Origin of the sequence: Pseudidiomarina terrestris (assembly GCF_030466375.1) — a bacterium.
Taxonomy (GTDB): Bacteria; Pseudomonadota; Gammaproteobacteria; order Enterobacterales; family Alteromonadaceae; genus Pseudidiomarina; species Pseudidiomarina terrestris.
The window spans coordinates 229,306-250,869 of record NZ_JAGGJE010000002.1 but is presented as its reverse complement, the minus strand read 5'-3'; the positions used below and the strand labels follow the sequence as shown (position 1 = coordinate 250,869).

General features: G+C 50.2%; 20 protein-coding genes. 9 read left to right on the top strand and 11 right to left on the bottom strand.

Annotation, left to right across the window (positions count from 1 at the left end; genetic code table 11):
- The first annotated feature begins 230 nt into the window (after positions 1-230).
- Entirely contained in the window at positions 231-737 is a 507-nt protein-coding gene (locus tag J6J28_RS08520) for a helix-turn-helix domain-containing protein (protein ID WP_301721093.1), read from the top strand.
- 129 nt (positions 738-866) lie between these two features.
- Positions 867-1,604 carry an endonuclease/exonuclease/phosphatase family protein gene (locus tag J6J28_RS08515; protein ID WP_301721084.1) on the top strand — a complete coding sequence of 246 codons (738 nt, stop codon included), beginning with the start codon at positions 867-869 and terminating at the stop codon, positions 1,602-1,604.
- 166 nt (positions 1,605-1,770) lie between these two features.
- Here the strand turns inward: J6J28_RS08515 and J6J28_RS08510 are convergent, their stop codons facing one another.
- The 4 genes from J6J28_RS08510 to merT all read right to left on the bottom strand — a co-directional run bounded on the left by J6J28_RS08510 (position 1,771) and on the right by merT (position 5,327).
- A complete protein-coding gene (locus J6J28_RS08510) occupies positions 1,771-2,862 on the bottom strand; it encodes a permease (RefSeq protein ID WP_301721083.1) in 1,092 nt (363 codons plus the stop codon).
- Positions 2,863-3,246: 384 nt separating this feature from the next.
- Positions 3,247-4,653, bottom strand: a complete 1,407-nt coding sequence (gene merA / locus J6J28_RS08505) for a mercury(II) reductase (protein WP_301721082.1) — start codon at positions 4,651-4,653, stop codon at positions 3,247-3,249.
- On the bottom strand, positions 4,643-4,900 hold the full coding sequence (locus tag J6J28_RS08500; protein ID WP_470382181.1) for a cation transporter: 258 nt from the start codon (positions 4,898-4,900) through the stop codon (positions 4,643-4,645). Before J6J28_RS08500 ends, merA begins: the two co-directional genes overlap by 11 nt.
- A gap of 76 nt (positions 4,901-4,976) precedes the next feature.
- Positions 4,977-5,327 carry a mercuric ion transporter MerT gene (gene merT / locus J6J28_RS08495; protein ID WP_301721080.1) on the bottom strand — a complete coding sequence of 117 codons (351 nt, stop codon included), beginning with the start codon at positions 5,325-5,327 and terminating at the stop codon, positions 4,977-4,979.
- A 73-nt stretch (positions 5,328-5,400) separates the two neighbouring features.
- On the opposite strand from merT, the gene merR reads away from it, so the two are divergent.
- Positions 5,401-5,820, top strand: coding sequence for an Hg(II)-responsive transcriptional regulator (merR, locus tag J6J28_RS08490; RefSeq protein WP_301721095.1), 420 nt, complete (start codon positions 5,401-5,403; stop codon positions 5,818-5,820).
- A 313-nt stretch (positions 5,821-6,133) separates the two neighbouring features.
- On the opposite strand, the gene J6J28_RS08485 is transcribed toward merR, so the two are convergent.
- Positions 6,134-7,189 carry an isopenicillin N synthase family dioxygenase gene (locus J6J28_RS08485; protein ID WP_301721079.1) on the bottom strand — a complete coding sequence of 352 codons (1,056 nt, stop codon included), beginning with the start codon at positions 7,187-7,189 and terminating at the stop codon, positions 6,134-6,136.
- 331 nt (positions 7,190-7,520) lie between these two features.
- Between J6J28_RS08485 and J6J28_RS08480 the strand changes: the two genes are divergently transcribed.
- Entirely contained in the window at positions 7,521-7,880 is a 360-nt protein-coding gene (locus J6J28_RS08480; RefSeq protein WP_301721078.1) for a SpoIIAA family protein, read from the top strand.
- Positions 7,881-7,927: 47 nt separating this feature from the next.
- Here J6J28_RS08480 and J6J28_RS08475 read toward each other — a convergent pair whose 3' ends face one another.
- Positions 7,928-8,851 carry a bile acid:sodium symporter family protein gene (locus J6J28_RS08475; RefSeq protein ID WP_301721077.1) on the bottom strand — a complete coding sequence of 308 codons (924 nt, stop codon included), beginning with the start codon at positions 8,849-8,851 and terminating at the stop codon, positions 7,928-7,930.
- Between the two features lie 342 nt (positions 8,852-9,193).
- Here J6J28_RS08475 and J6J28_RS08470 point away from each other — a divergent pair, with 342 nt between their 5' ends.
- From J6J28_RS08470 to J6J28_RS08455, 4 genes are read left to right on the top strand one after another with little or no spacing between them, the layout of a single operon-like run.
- Positions 9,194-9,517, top strand: coding sequence for a hypothetical protein (locus J6J28_RS08470; RefSeq protein ID WP_301721076.1), 324 nt, complete (start codon positions 9,194-9,196; stop codon positions 9,515-9,517).
- Positions 9,518-9,573: 56 nt separating this feature from the next.
- A complete protein-coding gene (locus J6J28_RS08465) occupies positions 9,574-10,821 on the top strand; it encodes a TolC family protein (RefSeq protein ID WP_301721075.1) in 1,248 nt (415 codons plus the stop codon).
- Entirely contained in the window at positions 10,818-12,044 is a 1,227-nt protein-coding gene (locus J6J28_RS08460) for an efflux RND transporter periplasmic adaptor subunit (protein ID WP_301721074.1), read from the top strand. Before J6J28_RS08465 ends, J6J28_RS08460 begins: the two co-directional genes overlap by 4 nt.
- Before the next feature lie 11 nt (positions 12,045-12,055).
- A complete protein-coding gene (locus J6J28_RS08455) occupies positions 12,056-15,193 on the top strand; it encodes an efflux RND transporter permease subunit (RefSeq protein ID WP_301721073.1) in 3,138 nt (1,045 codons plus the stop codon).
- Positions 15,194-15,251: 58 nt separating this feature from the next.
- On the opposite strand, the gene J6J28_RS08450 is transcribed toward J6J28_RS08455, so the two are convergent.
- The gene (locus tag J6J28_RS08450; RefSeq protein ID WP_301721072.1) at positions 15,252-16,223 is read right to left on the bottom strand and encodes a retropepsin-like aspartic protease; all 972 of its coding nucleotides are present in this window, start codon (positions 16,221-16,223) and stop codon (positions 15,252-15,254) included.
- Between the two features lie 107 nt (positions 16,224-16,330).
- Here J6J28_RS08450 and J6J28_RS08445 point away from each other — a divergent pair, with 107 nt between their 5' ends.
- Positions 16,331-17,221, top strand: a complete 891-nt coding sequence (locus J6J28_RS08445) for a prenyltransferase (protein ID WP_301721071.1) — start codon at positions 16,331-16,333, stop codon at positions 17,219-17,221.
- A 9-nt stretch (positions 17,222-17,230) separates the two neighbouring features.
- On the opposite strand, the gene J6J28_RS08440 is transcribed toward J6J28_RS08445, so the two are convergent.
- The 4 genes from J6J28_RS08440 to coxB are packed head-to-tail and all read right to left on the bottom strand — an operon-like array spanning position 17,231 to position 21,546.
- Positions 17,231-18,019 (bottom strand): cytochrome c oxidase assembly protein, encoded by a 789-nt coding sequence (locus tag J6J28_RS08440; RefSeq protein WP_301721070.1) that lies wholly within the window; start codon positions 18,017-18,019, stop codon positions 17,231-17,233.
- Between the two features lie 20 nt (positions 18,020-18,039).
- Positions 18,040-18,381 carry a hypothetical protein gene (locus tag J6J28_RS08435; protein ID WP_301721069.1) on the bottom strand — a complete coding sequence of 114 codons (342 nt, stop codon included), beginning with the start codon at positions 18,379-18,381 and terminating at the stop codon, positions 18,040-18,042.
- Positions 18,378-20,879: a cytochrome c oxidase subunit I gene (ctaD, locus tag J6J28_RS08430; RefSeq protein ID WP_301721068.1), complete on the bottom strand. Its 2,502-nt coding sequence runs from the start codon at positions 20,877-20,879 to the stop codon at positions 18,378-18,380. The genes J6J28_RS08435 and ctaD overlap by 4 nt, the downstream gene beginning before the upstream one ends.
- Positions 20,872-21,546, bottom strand: coding sequence for a cytochrome c oxidase subunit II (gene coxB / locus J6J28_RS08425; RefSeq protein ID WP_301721067.1), 675 nt, complete (start codon positions 21,544-21,546; stop codon positions 20,872-20,874). The genes ctaD and coxB overlap by 8 nt, the downstream gene beginning before the upstream one ends.
- Between the last annotated feature and the right edge of the window lie 18 nt (positions 21,547-21,564).

Here is a 21,564-nt window from a genome sequence, read left to right as displayed (position 1 = left end):
TGCTGTTTTATAGCGGAAACGATCTGCTCGACTGAAAAACGTTTTGATTTCATGACGTGGCCCTCGTAAGGTCTTTATCATGCCCAAATTCATCGTCCTTGTGGATCTTTTTCTTGGGGGACCGTCACTATGAATGTTAGCCATTGTCGGCATTTTGTCGTCCGTTGGTCGTTACCGACACCGAATTCATGCTATACAATGCGTAGCGTTTAACAAAAAAGGTGGTTCAGGTGAAATCATTAAGACTCCAGAAACATTGGTCCCAAGAGCAGTTAGCCCAGTTTAGCGGTTTGAATGTGCGTACAATCCAAAGAGTAGAAAAAGGTGAAAGTGTTGGATCTGAAACCTTGAAGTCGTTGGCTGCAGTTTTTGAGATAACGACAGATGAGCTTACCAGCGCGATACAGAATGACATGCGTCCCTCACTTGAAGAGGGTACCGGTACGAGCGAGAAGCTTTCACAAAAAAGCAAAGCGAAAGAGAAAGTCAGGCATATCAGGTATTTTTATACTTTTTCTGCATTCTTAATTGCAGTCTTTCTCGTTTTCATGCTGCCCAACTATAACCAAGGAGAAAATTTAGGTCCATTAATTACTCTATTCTTGTCTTTCAGTGTACTCATTGCTGGTCTAGCAGTTTTCGTTTTTCAACCTTTTGGCGAAGAATGGGAGAAAGCAAAAATAGCCCGAATAACACGCCAACAGAACGAGGTCGATCCCTCTAACTCTGAGCACTAATAGGCCATGCTTCCCCTTCCGGTGCTTATGCTTACTGCTTGGCAAGTCCACTGCATTGAACCTGATACATACTATTAGTGTCTGAATTTAAGACGTAGTAAAGGTCCAGATTTCTAAAAAGGCGGGAGCGTGCTTAAACCCAAAGTCGTGGTTCCTCAACAGTTCATACATGAGCACCCTATTGTTCGTGGTGAGGAGTTTGGCGTGCTGTGTTGGAATACTCAGAAGCTTACCGAAACACCCAGGTTTCAGCGTGCTCTGGCAGGCGTTTTAGCCGACTTCCCTTGCTTATTTTTAGTGCTCCAGGAGGTAAAGCTCCGTGCGAAGGATAATTGGTTACTCCCGCATTGGTCTTTTGCTGTCGCTCCGAATATACAAACACGTCGCTCTATTTATGGTGTGCTCACCGCGAGCCAATATGCTTTTACCGAGGCGCAAGCACGACTGAGCAAAAAGCGCGAAGGCATGTTCGCCACACATAAAAGTTATATGCTCTCGTATCACTCACTCGCAGAGGGCGGCTCGTTGTTAGTCGTCAATGTCCATGCGATCAACTTCGTTCGTACGCATCAGTTTTCGCAAGAAATGGAACTCATCAAAGCAGAGTTATTAGAGCACAGAGGGCCACTCATCGTGGCTGGTGATTTTAACGTGTGGAGCCGCCAACGCCGCTTGCGCTTGCTGCAATTCTGTCGCAGCGTCGGCCTCAAGCACGCTATTATGGCCGACCCACATCATATTAAAACCTACCGCCAACACCCTCTGGATTTCATCTTCTACCGCGACCTTTCGCTGCAGAAAGCGTTAGCGATTGATACCAGTACGGTGTCCGACCATAACCCTCTTTATGCGCGATTTAAGCTATAGCGATATAGGGTTCAATCACGCTCATATCAAATGCGACTAACTGCGGCTTAAAATGTGGGAATGGCCTTAACGTTCTTCGGATCTCGCCGGACCAACCCCAGAGCGCTTTGACAGTGGCCACAACCCGAGCCAGTCAACACTTCGATCTCAACTAGCGCGTTGCTCGTCATGCTTCATTATCTCCTCGTGAGGCGGACCGGACGAGAGCATAGAGCACCGCCGTTCCAACCAGCGAAAGCACTGTCATGATGGAGGTGAAATCGACTTTAAGCTCCAGAAAGCTCATGAATCCCTCGACGCTAAGGCGAGGCGGTATCCAGTCGAGTACACTGAAAAGTTGCTCCATCAAAACCGCGCTGGCCACCATAGTGGAAAAAAAGATAACAAATATATAGAGGGCCGCTTTCCAGCCAAAGAACTTCTTCCAGAGGTTTAATATAGGAACCGAAATCAAATCCGCATAGATGCAGGCAATAACCCCCGCGAATGATACCCCTGACACCCAGAGTGCAGCAGCAAAAGGTACGTTACCAATAGAGCCGATAAAGCTCAGCACACCCGCCAGTACACCCACAACGGCGTTCTCAGTTATACTCAGCAAGCCGGTGGGCTCCATAAATAATGACGCCCAGACCTCTGGCGGAACAAAAGAAACAATCAGACCGGCTATCAAAAAGCCGAAGAGCGCACTTTTATAAATTTTTCCCAGCGTGTGAAAATAGTTATAAGCAATTCGGCTCCAGCCTTCTCTGGAGGTCAGCTGTTGACTCCAGCTTTCATCGGCGGTCACCTGGCGGCTGAAAGCTACTGGCGCAGGATCCTCCTCGTACTGCTGACGCAGTCGCTTGCGGGCATCCTCAAACAGTTGTTTTGGCAAGGTTAAGCGTACCAAAACGTACATGATGCTTATCAGCACAAATCCGCCGATGAGTTCAGCCAGCAGAAACTGCCAACCCAGCAGCGCATAAATCAGGATACCTAACTCAATAACTAAATTTGTTGAGGCAAAGCTGAACGCAAACGAGGCCTCTGCTGACGCGCCTTTTTTAAATAGCGTCTGCGTGATGCTCAAGGCTCCGAAGGTGCACGCTGAACTGGCAATACCGCCAGCGGTCGCCTTACCGGTTGTCAGCAGATCGCGACCGCCGAGAATATCTGCCAGGCGTTCATGATCAATGAGTGTTTCAATTAGCGCTGTCAGTAACACGCCAAATAAAATCGGCCATAACGCCTTATAAAATAAACCAAGACCAATCAACAGCCCTTGTGTCAGTGCGTCAAAAAAGGCCATGATTTCCTCCTTAATTTGATTCCGGTGGGCGGGGGAATTTCCTCGGATTCATCCCACGCTTCATAGGCGCTGGTCGGGCCGCTCACCTCTAGTTCCTTATTGAAGGAATAAGGCATCATGCCGGACAACGCCAGTTTTGAATTTACGCTGTAGCCCATACCCTGCCCAGGGCCTGCACGGAGACTTCAGAAACCATGGCACTACTGGCCGAACGCTTGCGCAATATCAGCTGCTAGCGCCAACAATATGACAAGTCTGGTACACATAATGAAACCTCTGTGTTGCCACCAATATAGCTTTAGCGTAGTACCTGGAGTGAACTCCAGGTCAAGAATTGGATGAAATAAATTATTAACCCGCACAGCACGACAGCTGCTTGATATCTTTAGTGAACGTCTGCGCACATAACTTCAGGCCTTCGACCATGGTGAGATAAGGGAAAAGCTCCTGCCCAATTTCCTGAACTGTCATATTAGCCCGCATCGCCATTACCGCTGTCTGTATTAGTTCGCCTGCCTCATCTGCAACAACCTGCACGCCAAGTAGCCGTCCGGATTCTTGCTCAGCCACCATCTTTATAAAGCCGCGCGTATTAAAATTGACGAGAGCTCGCGGTACATGGCTTAGGGCTAAACTACGCACATCGACAGCGATCCCTTGTGCGGTCGCGTTGCTTTCTGATAATCCGACAGTAGCAACCTGAGGATCGGTAAACATGACAGTTGGCATCGTCCTGAGATTCAGCGTGGTTGCTCCTCCTGTCATATTTATCGCGGCGCGGGTTCCTGCCGCCGCCGCTACATATACAAATTCCGGCTGCTGCGTACAGTCACCCGCGGCATATATTGTGGGTACTGTAGTTTCCAGCTGGTCGTTAACCACAATGGCACCGCTATCCATTTCCACTCCAATAGCACTAAGGTTTAAAATTTCCGTATTAGGAACCCTTCCGGTTGCTACCAGCAGCTGTTCAGCTCTCAATTCTCCTGCGTTTGTCTGTAGTACAAATTCGTTTTTCACGAAATCGATATGGCTCGCCTGCGTTTCAGTCAGCACCTGTATCCCCTCATCGCATAACGCCGTTTTTAATGCGTCGGCAATCTCCGGATCGTGGTCCGACAGGAGAGAACTACGAGCAACTACGGTTACTTTACTACCGAGCCGGGCAAATGCCTGAGCCAGCTCTAAGCCGACATACCCAGCCCCAATCACAATTAAGCTGGCAGGAATTTTAGTAAGCTCCAGAGCACTGGCCGACGTCAGGTAAGGCGTTTGCCTTAACCCCTCGATGAGCGGCTCTGCGGGCCGCGCACCCGTTCCAATAAATGCGCGATCAAAGTCGATAATTTGCTGCTTACCGTTATTCAGCTTCAGATTTAGTTGCTGGCCGTTAACAAAACTCGCCTCACCAGTTATCACGGTAACGTTTTTATGATTACGCAGTATGCTTTCATATTTAGACTCTCGTAACTCATCGATAAGCTCTCGCTGTTGCTGAAGAAGCTGCTGACGATTCACCACTGTGCGATGCGCGCTTAGCCCCTCATCAAAGGCACTTGAGCCCCGTAAATGAGCGATATTGGCCGTACGAATGAGCATTTTTGAAGGTACACAGCCGGTATTGACACAGGTGCCACCTATAACGCCTCGCTCGACGACAGTAACCCGGGCGCCCCGCTCAGCGGCCTTTAACGCTGCCGCCATCGCGGCTCCGCCACTACCAATAACGGCAATGTGCTGTTGGTTATTATCGGGCATCAGGAGAACCTCCTGATTTACCCTGTGTTGGCCGGCTTATTAGCTCTGACGGATAACCCGCGTTAGTAGTCGCCTTTATCAACGCATCCACTGATACTAAAGTGTCCTCGTACGTGACCATGGCTCTGCGATTCGGGTAGTCGACACTCACCTCAGATACCCCGGCTACTTGGGTAAGCGCCAGTTTTACGGTTATGGGGCAAGCCGCACAGTTCATGTCTGGCACTGACAAATCCACCGTTCTCATGGTGGCCGCAGCCGACATACTGATTGAAGCCAAAAAAAGTGCAGAAAATAGTTTTAATTTCATAAAGGTCCCCCTGTTAATAAAATAGCGGCAAGATATAGGGAAAAATCAGCGCGGCCAGCACAAGTAGTGACATCATCCAAAATCCCAATTTGTAGACAAAACGCGATTTAGGTGCCGCGCATATAGTTTTCGGACTGCAGTTATCCTGCGTACGAAAAATTTGATGCCAGGCAACAAACATTGCGATTAATGCAATACCAATAAAGACTGGACGGTAAGGCTCCAACGCCGATAAGTTCCCGATCCAGGCGCCAGAAACGCCTAACATTATCAGTAGCAGTGGCCCTAAACAGCAGCCTGCGGCTAGAACAGCCCCGATTGTGCCCATCGCTAACGACGCTTTTTTTGAATCGAATTCAGCCATTATCTTTAGAACTTTCCCTTTTGCGTTTACTCGAGTAAGCTTAGTCCCGTAGTTAGGTACGGAGTCAAGCGTGATGGACAATAAACCAGAAAGTGTAACCATTGGAGGCCTGGCGAAGGCAGCTGGGGTGAACGTAGAAACAATCCGTTATTATCAGCGAAGGGGATTGCTGAATGAACCGGTACGCCCGGCCGGCGGCATTCGATATTATGGCTCTGCTGATATTGCTCGACTAGTATTTATTAAAACAGCACAAAAATTAGGCTTTACCCTGAGCGAAGTGAGCGACCTGTTGCGCCTGGATGATGGCGCGCACTGTCTTGAAGCTAGTGAGCTCGCAGCGCGAAAATTGCAAAATGTAAGGGGCAAGATCGATACGCTAAAGCGCATCGAAGAATTGTTAAGTGAGATGGTCACTCGCTGCCATACGCAACAAGAGACCGTCGCTTGTCCGTTAATCTCTTCGTTGTACAAGGGGGTCGGCATATTGTGATCCCCCCGCTTGAAGCAGCAGCTATTCGTAGAAATTAAATGAGCCGCTTGCGTTAATTGTTTAGGAGAAATCCTCCAATGGCCCTATTCGTCCTCTCATGGTTACCCAGCCAAAGCCATTCCGTGTCAACGGTAACCTTGTTTTCACCCGCCTGTGGGTCAGTTTTAAAATTGTCGGTGACAGCACGACTAAGCGGAGAGCGTCCGCACAAGTCAATCCACTAAGCGAGTGGCTCTTAAAAAATGGGGGCCTGTCAGGTCGTCAGGTGAGCCATTTTCAGCTGAATCGCACCATCCAAACAGTCCCAGCTCACTTAAACCCGACAGTCGTCACAGATTTCAGCCGTTGGCATGTAAGCAAAGCTCTTGTCGAGCAGATGCCGTAAAGGTTCATCGCAATAATGTTTCCTGGTGACATGCGGGTGCGAGCGCAAGCGCCCTTTCAACACGTTATTGCCGACATCGGTCAGCAATGGATTCGCAGGGTCAATCGATGGTCCTGTTGCTCGTGTCTTCAGCTCCGGTGGTAAAGCCAATACCGGCACTGTCGCTGATAATTGCGCGGCCATAAAAAACGCAATCGAATAGCGCTCACCACCTTGTACAGGACTCTCAACTTTATGATTTGTGGCTTTCAAAAAGCCATCCGAGGCCAGCTCCAATAGCTCGCCAATATTCACCACAAGTGCGCCTGGAATTGGCTCGACGTCTACCCACTCGTCGCCCCGCTCCACCTTGAGCCCACTTTGTGAGTCCTGCATTACCAGGGTCAGGTAACCCGGATCTTTGTGCGCGCCAACCCCTTGCTGGGTCGATTGCTGTGCCGGATAACGGATGAGCTTGGCATGAGTATAGGGCTGTTCACCCAGGGTTGCGTCAAGAGCATTGCGGTCGACACCCAGCGATTCGCAGAGTTTCTGCAATACATTCACCGTGATGTCACTCAATTTACGTTGCAGCGTCAAAAGTGTCGGTTTCAGGGTTGGCATAGCGTCAGGCCATAAGTTAGGGCCAATCAACTTTTGCCATGGGTACTGAAGTTGCTCTGGTGCAAGCGCCAGCTCTTCATTCATCCAGTCAAATTGCTCGCGTGCATCGAGCCGCCCGGCAGTCATTTCATTGCCCACTGAGTTATAACCGCGAAAATGGGGCGAATGAATCATATCAACGCTTTGCTTTTCTTCGTTCGATAGCTGAAAGAACTGCTTGCTCAACGCCAGGTAGTCTTGCTGCGCTTCATTGCTTAAACCGTGATCGACAAGATAGAAAAAGCCGACGTCACTGGCGGCATGACGCAATTGCGCCAGGCCTTCGTCAGAATCAAGCGATGTCATTGAGATAATGGGTAGTGGCGCAGCGTAAGCGTGCATAAGTAAGCGCTCCTTATTTGGGTAACCGCGCTCAATATAGGCCTCTGCGCATAATTTATGAACGAACCAATATCTCTAAGTTAGATTGTTTCGCTATAGCGGCTGTTTTACAGCACCTTTTGCGCACGTCTGGAAATTTGAAGACAGCTAAGCACGATGAAAAACACCGCAAGCACGAAAACTATGAATCCTAATCTAAGCATAAATACCGATCACGATAAATTATCCGACAACACGACATTGGCCGGACTCACTTATCAAGTTCGGCAATGCCTTTTGCTATACTCATGGATAACCTGATTTTTGCGTAAAGGAACAGGAGGATTTCAATATGATCGACATTCTAGACGCCAATAAAGAAAATCTGATTGCAATTAAGTTGACCGGTAAAGCCACCCAAGCAGACATGGAGAGGATTCACGAGCTTATTCACGGTATTGTGGATAAGGGTCAACAAGTGGATTTCTATATGGAGTTTGAAAACTTCCACGGCTATGACATGAAAGGGTTATGGGAAGACCTGAAAATAGACACGGCTCATTTCTCAGACTACGGAAGGATGGCTTTTGTTGGTGACAAGAAGTGGCTCGAAAGCGCTGCAAAGGCAACGGATTTTTTTACTGCTTCGGATGTGCGGTATTTCGATCGCGACGATAAACAGTCTGCCAAAGAATGGTTAGAAGCCGAATAGACCCTAGCGATTGAGTATGCACTCACTCAATCAACACTTTAATTGGTTTAACTGAGCCTCGCGAGAATCTTGGCCGCGATCGGTGAGGTAATCATCTGAATTACCGCAAAAAACGCAGCAGGAATCGCGATCTCTGCTGGCAACCCAGATGCCGCCACAAAAGCAGCAGCAATACTGAACTCCTTTTTACTGACGGTAAAAAGGTACGCGATGACCTCACCGCGGTCAGTGGTGACCAACAAGGAAACCATTCCTAGTAGATAGCCAATCAGGTTTAGGCATAATGCCGCCCCCGCAATCACAAACGCATACCAGCCATAACCTATAATGGTTGCTGCGTTCGGTCCGACAACTGCGAGCAGAATAAGAAGATATAAAATGGATCCAAGCCCAGCATAAGCCGCATCATGCTGGGCAAAAAAGTTAGGAAATCGCGTGCGTAAGCTTACACCCAAGACCGTAGGAACAAGAACAACTAACACCAATTCCAGAATAATCGCGTCTAGGGGAACCTCGAGTTGAACGCCTGTCAGCCATAAAAATAAGACAGGAACGATAAACGGAGATAACGCCGTATTGACTGCATTGAAAACAGCAGCCAGGGCCACATTACCTCGTGCCATGAGAACCAAAAGTGGGGATGAAACATCCGTTGGTAGCGTGCCAAGCAAGGTTTGGCCGGCGGCCAGAGGACCGCTCCCAAAAAAAAGACGCCCCGTCAGTAACCCCCCAATCGACATAGGCCCGTAGACAAGGACCATCGCCAAAAGCTGTCGAGAAGGTTTACGCAGCACCAATCGCACATCGTTAGCGTCGAAAGTCAGGCTAATAATAAGCATCAGTAACGCAAGTAATGGCCCAATGGAGCTCTCGAAGAACTTACCAATTTCTGGAACGATCAATCCTAGCCCGGCTGTAACAATGACAAACAATACAAGATTGGCTTCGACAAATGAGATGAGTCGGGTCATGTTAATGAATTAACGTTATCGGTTGATATGGGCACTCTTCGCATTTGGCGAGCAATCATTTCAATATCTCGACGCAGATTTAAAATCTGAAGTTTACTTGTGGTAAATATTGGTTCAAGTGTACTTGCATTAGTCAGGTATATCTAATTCAGACGGTCCATAGCTCTGGATCTTTCCGAACAGACGTTTGTGCACTGACACTGATCACAACATTTTTCGACGTCCAAGGCCTAACTATCAAACTTCTGCATACCTGATCTTTACTCTCGAGTCTGTATTGAGTCTTGAGGGTATGTCTGTTATTTTGCAAACGCTATCTGCCTCTTTCAAAGGTTACTTTTTTTGCCCAAGCGTGTCTGGTCCTTGATCATCGTTATGTTTTTTCACAGTCTCTTCACCTGTGCGGTTTCGGCCGGGCACGTTGAAATCACTGACCATACGTTCGATTATGCCTATCAAAATCATGCCCATGCGGAACACCAGTCGGACTCCTATGACCGCTTCGAATCAGACCACCAGCATCAATTTCACGCGCATATTAGCTGTATCACCGGATATGCAACCTTTAATCCGGAAGCACCTTCACCAACACTCGCCATAGCACATCAACTGCTGCCTTTTGACAGTAACGACAACCAGCCACCAGTTCCTCCGCCTAATTCTTAGTCTTCACCTTTAGAATCTGTGCGTAAAGCACTCTCTTTTTATTGTGGAGATAAATCATGAAATTACTTTATTTCGTGGTTGCTGCAGTGGTGGGCTCAGTGGTTTTGCCTGCTTCAGCAATCGCGAACGACTTGACCTTAGGCAACGCCTTAGAACGGGTGTTGCAAAATAATCCGGTCTTACAAAAATACCCGTATCAACAAAGGATGGCTGAAGCTGAAAAACTTCAGGCTTCCTTAACGCCTAACCCGAAGATTGGATTAGAGCTTGAGAATTTTGCGGGTAGTGGCACCAATCGCGGATTCGAAAATGCACAAGCAACCTTATCTCTGAGCCAGCTCATTGAGTTAGGCGGAAAACGTGAGCAACGCATTGAACTTGCGTCAGTTAAACAGCGCCAGCTTAATGCAGAGTTTGATTACAGCAAGTTAGCGGTATTTGCAGAAACTGCACATCGCTTCTATCAGTTAATCCGACTGCAAGTGTTGGCGGACTGGAGCCAGCAACAGAAGCTCCGCCTCGATGAGGCCTTGAGGGTAGCGTTGGAACGTGTGGAAGCTGGCGCCGTCCCCCCGTCTGAGGTAACGAGAATTCGATTGCAACAGCAACAAGTGATCGCCAAAACTGAAGAAATAACTGGCCAAATTCAAGTTGCTAAGTCGAATCTTAGCGCGATGTGGGCTTCTGCACCTGACTTTACCCAAGTGACCGGTAAGTTTAGCAGTTCATTGCGCCTGCCCACAGATGTTGAGGTTGAAGAAGCCGTCAATCAGGCACCAGAGTTCCTCCGTCTAGTGGATTCAGAACATTTGTTAGCAGCCCGGGTGAGTACTCTGAAAGCCGAGGCTATAGCAGATGTTACGCTTGGAGTTGGTGTCCGCTATGACAATCAGCTCAACGATTCCGGCCTCGTCGTGCAGGCGTCGATGCCATTGCAATTAACAAACCCAAACCTGGGCTTCATTCAAGCAAAGCAAGCAGAAAGAGACCTCATTCTCGATCAACAGCGGGTCGTGCGCCAGCAACTGCGCGCAGACGCCCGAACGCTTCTCGCGCGCTTGCAAGCTAACCGCAACTACTTAGAACGTATTCGACTTGATTTACTGCCTATTGCCCGACAGTTAGAGCAAGAGACAAAGGCTGGATATGCAAAAGGAATACATAGCCTGTTGATGGTGCTTGATGCACAAGAAGAGCTTGCACAGTTGGAATATCAGCAAATTAATCGCCGTTACGCTATTTATCAGGACCTCCTTGAACTTGAGCGAATGACGGGGCAATCATTTTTGGGACCAGAATTATGAACCTTATTAAAACAACAGCCATCCTTCTCGGCCTGTGTGTTGGACTAACGTCGGCACAACCAGCTTTAGGTCAGTCGCACCATGAGCATTCCGAAGCAGCCGTAGAAGGCCCCCGTGGTGGAACTTTACTTGGCGATAATGAATTTGCCGTCGAGATCACGATTTTTGAGTCCGGAATTCCACCTGAAATGCGCGTTTACACCTATTCAGAAGGTGAGATTGTTAATCCTGATGAAGTCGAGCTCGAAGTCACCTTGCACAGATTAGGCAATCGCGATGACAAACTAAGCTTCATTCCGGAAAATGATTATCTGGTCAGTAATGAGGTTGTTGAGGAACCTCACTCCTATGAAGTGTCAGTAAAAGCTTCAACTGAGAGCAGTGCCGGTGAATGGCACTACGAGAGTTTTGAGGGGCGAACAACCTTGTCCGATCGAGTCATCGATAAAGCAAATATATTGGTCGAAACAGCAATGCCAAGGACTTTGACATTCAAAGAACGTTTATTCGGTGTTGTTGCCCCCGTAACTGGACAAATTGCGCAAATCAGACCGACTTACAATGGCAAAGTCACTGAAGTATTTGTCGCAACCGGTGAGCAAGTGACTGAAGGACAGGTCCTGGCAAAAATCATGAATGCCTCTAGTGGCGCGAGCTATGATGTTGTCAGTCCCCTGACCGGGGAGGTTACGCAGCGCTTGGTTACAGCAGGTGAAATTGTAAAAGAAGAACTGCTCTTTGAAGTGGTCGACCTGTCGAGCGTCTGGATAGAACTTTCCGCATTCCCTGAAAGTATAGAAAAACTAAGACCAGGGCTTCCCGCTGAAGTCTTCGACTTACATCATCATAAGCGTGTTTTCGGCGAAATCACCTATATTGCACCGGTGATGACAGGCGGACACATTGCCCGGGCTCGAGTGCTCGTAGACAATAAAAATGGCCACTGGCGGCCCGGCATGCATGTACAGGCAAATGTAACTACAGGCGAAAAAGATGTTGCGTTGGCGGTGAAGGTAGATGCCGTGCAAACGTTCCGAGATATGCCTGTCGTTTTTGCTCAATACGGCAACACGTTTGAAGTTCGAATGATCGATCTTGGCGTTAGCGACGGCGAATACATCGAGGTAAAGGGCGGTTTAGCTGCCGAAACTCCTTATGTGTTTGGTAACAGTTATTTATTGAAGGCTGATGTGCTGAAGGATGGCGCGAGTCACGACCACTAGAGGGCGAACTTATGATTGATTCATTTATCCGCTTCGCCATTCAACGTCGTTGGTTGGTGATTGCTGCAACTCTGCTTATTGCAGCACTGGGCGTTTACAGCGCCCTAAAACTGCCTATAGATGCGGTACCCGACATTACTAATGTTCAGGTTCAAATAAACACTGAAGCTCCGGGCTACTCGCCATTGGAGACCGAGCAACGCATTACCTATTCGGTGGAAAATGCGATGGCCGGCATTCCCGACCTGGATTACACGCGGTCAATTTCACGATATGGATTGTCACAGGTCACCGTGGTGTTTGAGGAAGGTACGGATATTTATTGGGCGCGGCAGCAAATCAGCGAGCGCCTGCAGAGGGTTCGTGGCGAATTGCCTGACAAGGTTGAGCCAGCTCTCGGTCCTATCGCAAGCGGATTGGGTGAAATATTCACCTATCTTGTGCGCGCAAAAAAAGGAGCAGTTGATGAGTTCGGTCAACCCTACACTGCGGAATCCCTGCGTACACTGCAAGACTGGGTGATACGTCCACAGCTGGTGAAAGTACCCGGAGTGACTGAAATCAATACTGTCGGTGGCTACGAGCGGGAATACCAGGTGGCTCCGGATCCCGGCAAAATGTTGGCTTATAAACTATCTATCGAGGACATTTTTAAAGCGCTTCAGTTAAACAACAGCAATGCCGGTGCCGGGTATATCGAGCGAAATGGTGAACAATGGCTGGTCCGCTCGCCAGGACAGCTAGCTTCTTTAGAGGATATTGGCAACGTTGTTATCACCAAACGTGATGATGCTCCTGTTCGAATTAAGGATGTTGCTGAAGTGTCTTTCGGGAAGGAGCTGCGCACCGGTGCTGCGACTTCCGATGGTGAGGAGATAGTGCTTGGCACGGCAATGATGCTCATCGGTGAAAACAGTCGTATTGTGTCGGAGGCGGTTGCAAAACGCTTAGAGGCAGTGCAACTGAGTCTTCCGGACGGTGTTGTGGTCGAGCCTGTTTACAACCGTACGACCCTGGTCGAAAAAACTATCGCTACGGTTGAAAAAAACCTTTTTGAAGGCGCCGTACTGGTCATAGTTGTGCTCTTCTTACTTTTAGGTAACGTTCGGGCTGCGCTCATTACTGCGCTCGTGATTCCGTTAAGTATGCTTTTCGCAATCACCGGAATGACGGCCAACCGAGTCTCCGGTAACTTGATGAGCTTGGGTGCAATAGACTTCGGAATAATTGTTGATGGTGCCGTAATTGTTGTTGAAAACGCATTGCGCCGACTGGGGCTTGCTCAACAACGCCTAGGCCGACTACTAACAACCAGAGAGCGCTTGCACGAGGTTTTTGAGAGTACTCGTGAGGTTTTTAACCCCGCAGTATTTGGCGTACTCATCATCATGTTGGTCTACTTACCAATATTTGCTCTAAGTGGTGTCGAAGGGAAAATGTTCCATCCTATGGCATTTACGGTTGTGTTTGCCTTATTAGGTGCACTCATTTTCTCAATCACATTTGTGCCGGCAGCGATTGCGATTTTTGTCACCGGAAAGGTGAACCACAGAGAAAATCGCATCATGCGGGGTGCTCGCCGATTATATGAACCGGTATTAAAGCTTTCATTAAAACAACCCCTGGTGATCATCGTGATCGGCTTCGGCTTATTCACCGGATCGCTTTATCAAGCATCGAAAATGGGCACCGAGTTTTTACCCCAACTCGATGAAGGTGACGTTGCTCTACATGCACTCCGCATTCCCGGAACAGGCTTGCAGCAATCGGTCGACATGCAATTACAACTCGAATCCGTCATTGCTGAGTTTCCTGAAGTAAAACGGGTCTTTTCCAAAATAGGCACTCCGGATGTCGCCACAGACCCTATGCCACCTAGCGTAGCCGACACTATTATTATTTTGAAACCAAAAGAAGAGTGGCCCGACTCGTCAAAATCCAAAGATGAGTTCCTCACGGAACTGCGTAGGGCTGTCGAGCAAATACCGGGGAACAAATACGAGTTTACCCAACCTATTGAGATGCGCTTTAATGAGCTGATCGCTGGTGTACGTGCCGATTTAGCTGTGCGCATTTACGGTGACGATCTCGATACGTTAAAGTCCTTAGGTGATGAAGCCGTGCAAATTATCAACGGCGTTAGCGGTGCTGCAGACGTGCGTGCTGAGCAAATGACGGGCTTGCCGACGTTGTCTGTTACACCACAGCGTGATCATTTGGCTTTACTCGGCTTAACGGTCAGCGACGTACAGCGGGCCATCCAGGCTGCTGTGGGTGGTTTAGAAGCTGGTACGATTTACGAGGGAGATAAACGGTTCCGTTTAATGCTTCGTCTAAATGAATTAAATCGTGCTGATATTGAGACGCTAAAGCGCTTACCCGTTGCTGTTCCTGAGGCCAGCAACCCTGAGCTTCAATATGTTCCGCTTGGAGAAATCGCTGAGATTAAACTTACAGTGGGCCCCAATCAGATCAATCGCGAAAGCGGCAAACGCAATATGGTTGTTAGTGCAAATGTGGTCGATCGTGATCTTGGCTCATTTGTCGCGGATATCCAGCAGCAAATGCAATCTAATTTATCGCTTCCGGCTGGCTACTGGATTGACTACGGTGGCACATTTGAACAATTGCAGTCTGCAACCCAGCGGTTAGCTATTGTTGTTCCGCTGACACTACTGCTCATTCTTGGACTGCTTTATAGTGCGTTCAATTCACTGAGCAATGCCCTGATTATATTTACCGGTGTACCACTTGCATTAACCGGTGGTATTTTGGCGTTGACCGTCAGAGGCATGCCGTTATCGATTTCAGCGGCTGTTGGCTTTATCGCTTTGTCTGGTGTTGCCGTCTTAAACGGTGTGGTGATGCTGTCCTTTATTCAACAGCTCCGCAACGATGGTAAAGCACTTAGGGAGGCAGTCTTTGAGGGCGCTCGCCAACGTCTGCGCCCCGTACTAATGACTGCCTTAGTGGCGAGTTTTGGCTTCGTCCCTATGGCTTTCAATACAGGTACGGGAGCCGAAGTGCAACGTCCGCTGGCAACCGTGGTGATTGGCGGTATCGTTTCCTCCACACTGTTGACACTGGTTGTGCTTCCTGCGCTGTACCTGTTCATTAACAGGTTACGGCGCGTGCCATCGTCTGTATAAGAGTCAGATAAAAAGTTGGGTCTTGTGACCCAACTTTGTTGATATCACTTCCCTGCGCTCAGTCTGCGCAAACGTGCAGTGTCTGGGTCGAGTATGCTATGACCATCGGGCAATCTGCCATGAATGCCGCCCCGACAAGCATGGCTGGCTGATCCGCAATCCCTAGAACACTGAAAACCGGAAGATCCGCGATCTTAACGTTCATAGACAAATAACAGCGTTCGCCCAGACAGATGTTGCTAACTGGAGCAGTGAAACTTTCAGTGCCTATGCCATCGATACCCCGCGATCCCCCTTCTTTTATTGTGACCGCGTCGCTATCTGGAAATAGTCGGGCGAGACTTGCCGCCTGCCAGTTGATAGTGCCAACCCGAGCCGCGCTATCAAGCACTGCCGCGACCGGTGTTCCTTCCAACATCACATTAAACTGCACAAAGCCAGGCTGGACTCCAGAGTGAAATTCCAGCCCTGTTTCGTTTACACCCAGCTCAGAATATGAAGTCCCGTCTTGCAATAGCGAGACCGTCGCGCCGGGCACATCAATTGCAACGTCATAGCGCGAGAGTACATCGACCCCAAGAATACCCTCAACCTGCCGCCCGTCATACTCGCGAAAAGAACTGAGGTCAGCGACCACGGCACTCACATCCTTCTGCGGTAGCTCGCCGAGGGACAGCCCTGACAGGGTAACAACCTCCAGGGTGATCGCGCCAGTTGCGCCCTGTACCTCAAGCTGACTTATATCCTCTGGGGTGAGCTCCAGCTCGGCGCGTAGGTCTGCGGAAATCACTGACCGCCCCGCGGCGGTATCAAGAATGAAAAAGCGCTCGCCAACGCCCTCGATCTCAACCGGAAGCAGAATCCGCTCTTCCAGATAACTAATCGGAATATGTACCGGCTCTGCGGTAAGCGCAAAAGCAGGTGTGGATATAAAAAAGAGTCCGGACAACACGCCGGCCAAGTAACGAAATAGCATAATCAGATACTCCGCAAAAATTAAAGCCAGATAACACAGGTTAGATTTAGCCAAGCATACTCTTCTTTGCACGATCATCCACCTGTTGCTTTTACGAAACAACTCGCTTACAACTGCTACTTCATCGCAACGGTAATGTTTTTTTGGGAAAAATCAGAGCCATGCTGGCAACGCTAATAAAAACCACACGCCCTTCTTTTTTGTTGCTTACCCTCGCGATGGTGGCATTGGCTGCTGCCCTTGCCGAAAGCAATGGCTTTTCAGTTGCTACGACCCTGTTCAGCCTGGTCGCGCTTGGCGCAGTCAGTGCTCATGCTTGCGTTAACGTACTCAATGAAGTGCATGATGCCCGCTCTGGTCTCGACGATCTGACTCAACGCACACCTTTTAGCGGCGGTAGTGGCGCACTGCAGGCTAATCCCCAGGCGCTAAAGGCCGCGAGCCGTCTGGGTAAAGCTCTACTTGCGCTGCTTATCACCATTGGCTGCTATTTCATTTACCTGCGCGGCTGGAGTTTGCTCCCGTTAGGGATCGCAGGCATGGTGTTAGTGATGGCCTACACGCCTATGCTCACTCGTCGACCCTGGCTTTGTCTGATCGCGCCTGGATTAGGGTTTGGTCCGTTGATGCTGACAGGCAGCTACTTTGTTCTGACTGGTGAGTATTCCTGGAGCGTGTTGGCGGTATCACTGATACCGTTTTTCCTGGTGAATAACTTGCTGCTGCTCAATCAGTTTCCGGACCTGACCGCAGATGTTCAGGTGGGGCGGAGAAATCTACTCATTACCTACGGCCCGGGGATAGCGCTGCGGATCTTTCGCTGGTTTTTACTTGCTGCGTATAGCGTTTTAGCAATACTTGTAGCTGTGGGTATCTTGCCTCCTCTGGCACTGCTAGGCCTGTTAAGTCTTAGTCTGGCAATCCCCCTCTATTATGGTATCGCTAGCTTAAATGAGCCACAGCAGGTTCCGCACCGCCTGCTGGGTTTAAATGTTGCGATAAACATCAGCCTGCCGCTGCTGATAGCAATAGGTCTCGCGCTGAGTTCATAAGCCAGCCCGCTAACCCGATAACATGCGGCGGTTGAGGTGTTTATACCAGCGGTTACCCGCCCAAAGCGCGCCGACGATATAAGGAACGCCGCCCAGCACCCACATGATCAAGCCCGCCAGTTGTTGATCCTGGAGGTGCCGGGCTTCGCCATACAAAGGTTCGCCGGCGAAGGTGAGTAAGGCGCCTAAAAAACCAGTGTGCATGAGGGTGAAAAGCAGCGCCAGCAATGCAAACGGCGCTTTTCTGGCGCTTGCGTACAACACCGCCCACCAGAACCACACCGCGGTGATTAAGAAGCAGGCGTGTTCAAACACGTGAATCCAAGGGTCGTCTACAGCCAGCATATAAAACACTGGGATATGCCAGAACCAAATCATGAAGCCATGGAGGTAGGCACATAGCATAGGGTAACGGGTGATCTTAAACGCCAGGCCCCAAAATCGTCGACCATGTCGGCCAAAAGCGACAAATAATTGTGGTAACGGCTTACATAACGCAAACAGTGGCGCGATCACGACCATCATAAACATGTGCTGGGTCATATGGGCAGCAGCGCTTACTTCGGCCCATTCATCCAGCGGGCCCAAAATCGTAAAGAGAGTGATGAGAGCTGTGCCGTGAAAAAGCCATCGTTGCCATGCGCGTGTCGGGCTTTGCCGTGTTCCCACAACATACATCAACCAGAACACCATAACCGCCAGTGCTGTCAGTCCGGAGGCTAGTCTATCCTGTCCTTCACTGGTCACCGGATTGTGCGCGAAGGCTGCCGGCACCCAAAGCGCCGCAAATGCTGCCACTAGTGCTGCGAAAAGAAGCGCTAAACGCATGGCGGGTAAATCACGCTTTGTAAGCCTATCGCCAGAACAGCGATGGTCGCCACCAGATAAACGCCCGTCGAAACCTTGAGGATAAAACGTCCATTGCCTGATTCAGCTGGTGTCGAGCGGTGCGCCAGCCAGGTCAGATAAAGCAATATCATAGCGAACACCAGGGTATGCAGCAGCAGTAAGCCATTGAGCCAGGTCCACACCCCCGCATTGGCAGGCGGCGGTGCGGTTTCACAGCCCAGCGCCTGGCCGCTGTAGAGCACCACATACCAGATCGCCCATAGCAATGGCCCGGCGAACAAATGCAGCGGATGAGCGCGCAATGTTTTCATGCAGCCCCCCACGCTATCGGTAGTAATAGGAAAGACGCGACGCTGCACCAAAAGGTGGCGAGACTGAAGAGCCACAGGGGTTGCAATACTACCGGCTCATACGGCAGCTCTTTGCTGACGTAGCCGTAACGAACCCGCAGCGCCTGCAGCGCCGTTGCTATCACGCTTATGCTGCTATGAAAGATAAGGAACATGAGCATCACCAGCAGCACGGCGTCATGGGCTAATTCCGTAATCGCTAATGGTGAAACCAGAGTAACGCCGACTAATAAAACAAGGTGTATCGCCCCTGCCGCCGTGACCACCCAGAACCGGGTCTGCAGTCCGGTATCGTCTCCGGCTTTGAGTTGCTTCACCGCCCGACAATACCACCAGGTTGCAAAGGTTAAGAAAGCTCCGCTCCAGGCCATCACCGGCAGCGAGACCAGCGACTCATCCGGCAATGTCCAGTTCGGTGCCACTGCCCATAAATACAACCAGCCAAACAATAACGCTAAAAATAGAGCGCCATCCGCCAGCAAGGTAATCACCATGCCCCACAAGCCGGAACCGTCCAGAGTACGCGACTGTAATGGCGCTTCTACAGGCTCTTTATCACCCAGGGGCGCAGCTAGCGGATGCCCGCCATTTTCCCAGCTCCAGCGGAACAGAAAAATGGCTGCCACAATAGTGATGACCACAGCCGCCAGATAACTACGCGTGAGCAGGCTGATACAGACCACAGCAAGGCTGGAAGCTACCAGCAACGGAAGCCATGAGTTGGTCGGCAACAGCATCACCTCTTTCAGTTTGCCGGTGATGGCATCGGTACCAAAGGTTTCGCGGCGGCCATGCTCAATCTGCGTTAACCCATGCTCGCCAGCAGGAATGCTCTGCAACAGCTCAGGGTTATCCCATAACGGATGCCGGCTGTTTATCTCGGGCAGACTAGCGAAGTTGTACATTGTCGGAGGCGTGCCGGTGGTCCACTCCAGCGTGTCCGCATTCCAGGGGTTGTTGCCGGCTTTGCGACCAAAACGAAAGTGCAGCAGCACATCAATAATGATAATGGCAACACCCATGGCAATGACAAAACTGCCCACAGAAGAAAGCATATTCAGCCAGTCCCAGCCTAACCCCGTTTCGTAGGTATCGACACGCCTTGGCATGCCCAACAGGCCAGTCAGGTGCATTAGGAAAAAGGTGGCATTAAAGCCAACAAACACCAAGCCGAAGCCCCAGCGGCCGAGACGTTCTGAAGGCATGCGTCCGGAAAAATGGGGCAACCAGTAATACAAACCGCCGATTAAGGGAAACAGCATGCCGCCGACTAATACATAGTGCAGATGCGCAACAACAAAGTGGGTATCGTGAACCTGCCAGTTAAAGGGGACCATTGCCAGCATCACGCCGGTGAGTCCGCCCAAGACAAAGACAAACAAAAAGCCAAACACCCATAACATAGGCAGGCTGTAAACGACCCGCCCAGCCCATAACGTCGCCAACCAGGCGAAAACCTGAATCGCTGTAGGAATGGCCACCAGCATGCTTGCCATTGAGAAAAACGCCTGCGCCAGTTGCGGGATCCCCACGGTAAACATATGGTGAGCCCAAAGCCCGAAACTGATAAAACCTGTCAGAATCACCGCCATGACAACCCAGCGGTACCCCACCAGCGGACGACCGGTAAACACCGGCAAAATAGTAGAGACAATGCCGGCCGCGGGCAGAAAGATGATGTAAACCTCGGGGTGGCCGAACAGCCAGAACAGGTGCTGCCACAGCACAGGATCGCCGCCAGCGGCTACGTCAAAAAAGGGCATGCCCGCAGCACGTTCCAGCTCCAGTAGAATGCTGGCAAGAATTAATGGTGGGAAACCGAAGACAATCATCAGCGCCGTCACCAGAATATACCAACAGAAAATTGGCATCTTACTGAGTGTCATTCCCGGCGTGCGCGAGCGGAGTATAGCAACGACCAGTTCAATACCTGCAGACACAGACGATATTTCTACAAAGGTGATACCCAATAACCAAAAGTCCGAGCCGGGCCCCGGCGAAAATTCAGTGCTACTTAGCGGTGTATACATAAACCAGCCGGAACTTGGCGCCATGCCCAGCAGCAGACTCGAAATAACAATGATGCCGCCAAATAAATAACAGTAATACCCGAGGGCGCCAAGGCGCGGAAATATCAGGTCCCGGGCACCTATCATTTTCGGGATCAGGTAAATGGCCGCCCCTTCCAGGATAGGAATAGCAAACAGGAACATCATTACGGTGCCATGCATCGTAAACACCTGACTGTAGACATCAGGATTTAAGAACTCCTGGCCGGGCAACGCGAGCTGCATGCGGATAAGGAGTGCCAGCAGCCCACCTATCAGAAAGAAGATTGCGCCTGTTAGCATAAATCGGCGCCCGACCGACGTATGGTTAACTGCTGCTAAGGAGCCCCAACCCGGGAGGTTGCGCCAGACTTTATTAAACCGCTGATGTAAAGCTTCCTGTTCAGTCATTCTTATCAGAGTCCTCCTGCTGTAGTAACCACTCCTCAAAGTCTTCAGCACTATGCGCAATCACTTTAAATTGCATCGCGGTGTGCCCCTGACCACAGTACTCTGTGCATAGCCCCCGGTATTCACCGACCTCATCCGCCTCAAGCCGGACCACGTTAGTGCGGCCGGGAATCGCATCGATTTTGCCCCCCAGACGCGGCGCCCAGAACGAATGAATAACGTCTTCGCTGGTAATATGGAAGTCGACAGGGGTATTCACCGGAATGTGGATTTCATCGGTCAATTCGATCTTGCGCTCCGGGTAAGAAACACGCCAGAACCACTGTCGGGCTTTAACATCGACGCGCATCACCTCCCCTTCCTGAAAAGGTAAGGGCAACAGGCTGTGGCCAATCGGAATGCCAAAGGCGAGCAGTGTCGTGATCGCCACGGTGGGTAAGGCAATGCCACCGGCGATAATCCAGCGGTTCTGCAGCCGCTGAACTTCGGCGTCGCTGATATCCTTGCTATTACGACGCACCGCAAACACGCACAGCACAATGAGACCGACGAACACCGCCAGCGCGACAATGATCATGGCCAAGGTCAGTGGCAGCACCGATCCTGCTGCCGGCCCTGCCGGGTCAAGGGTAGAAAATGCTCCGCTGCAGCCACTTAAAAGCAGCACGGTAGCAGCTCCAGTAAC

Excerpts from the sequence above, each read along its gene's own strand:
- merR (WP_301721095.1), top strand. The coding sequence starts at position 5,401 with ATGGACAATAAACCAGAAAGTGTAACCATTGGAGGCCTGGCGAAGGCA.
- ctaD (WP_301721068.1), bottom strand. The coding sequence starts at position 20,879 with ATGACTGAACAGGAAGCTTTACATCAGCGGTTTAATAAAGTCTGGCGC.
- merT (WP_301721080.1), bottom strand. The coding sequence starts at position 5,327 with ATGGCTGAATTCGATTCAAAAAAAGCGTCGTTAGCGATGGGCACAATC.
- J6J28_RS08475 (WP_301721077.1), bottom strand. The coding sequence starts at position 8,851 with ATGACCCGACTCATCTCATTTGTCGAAGCCAATCTTGTATTGTTTGTC.
- J6J28_RS08445 (WP_301721071.1), top strand. The coding sequence starts at position 16,331 with ATGCTGGCAACGCTAATAAAAACCACACGCCCTTCTTTTTTGTTGCTT.
- J6J28_RS08435 (WP_301721069.1), bottom strand. The coding sequence starts at position 18,381 with ATGAAAACATTGCGCGCTCATCCGCTGCATTTGTTCGCCGGGCCATTG.
- merA (WP_301721082.1), bottom strand. The coding sequence starts at position 4,653 with ATGCCCGATAATAACCAACAGCACATTGCCGTTATTGGTAGTGGCGGA.
- J6J28_RS08460 (WP_301721074.1), top strand. The coding sequence starts at position 10,818 with ATGAACCTTATTAAAACAACAGCCATCCTTCTCGGCCTGTGTGTTGGA.
- J6J28_RS08465 (WP_301721075.1), top strand. The coding sequence starts at position 9,574 with ATGAAATTACTTTATTTCGTGGTTGCTGCAGTGGTGGGCTCAGTGGTT.
- J6J28_RS08480 (WP_301721078.1), top strand. The coding sequence starts at position 7,521 with ATGATCGACATTCTAGACGCCAATAAAGAAAATCTGATTGCAATTAAG.
- J6J28_RS08455 (WP_301721073.1), top strand. The coding sequence starts at position 12,056 with ATGATTGATTCATTTATCCGCTTCGCCATTCAACGTCGTTGGTTGGTG.
- J6J28_RS08500 (WP_470382181.1), bottom strand. The coding sequence starts at position 4,900 with ATGAGAACGGTGGATTTGTCAGTGCCAGACATGAACTGTGCGGCTTGC.
- J6J28_RS08485 (WP_301721079.1), bottom strand. The coding sequence starts at position 7,189 with ATGCACGCTTACGCTGCGCCACTACCCATTATCTCAATGACATCGCTT.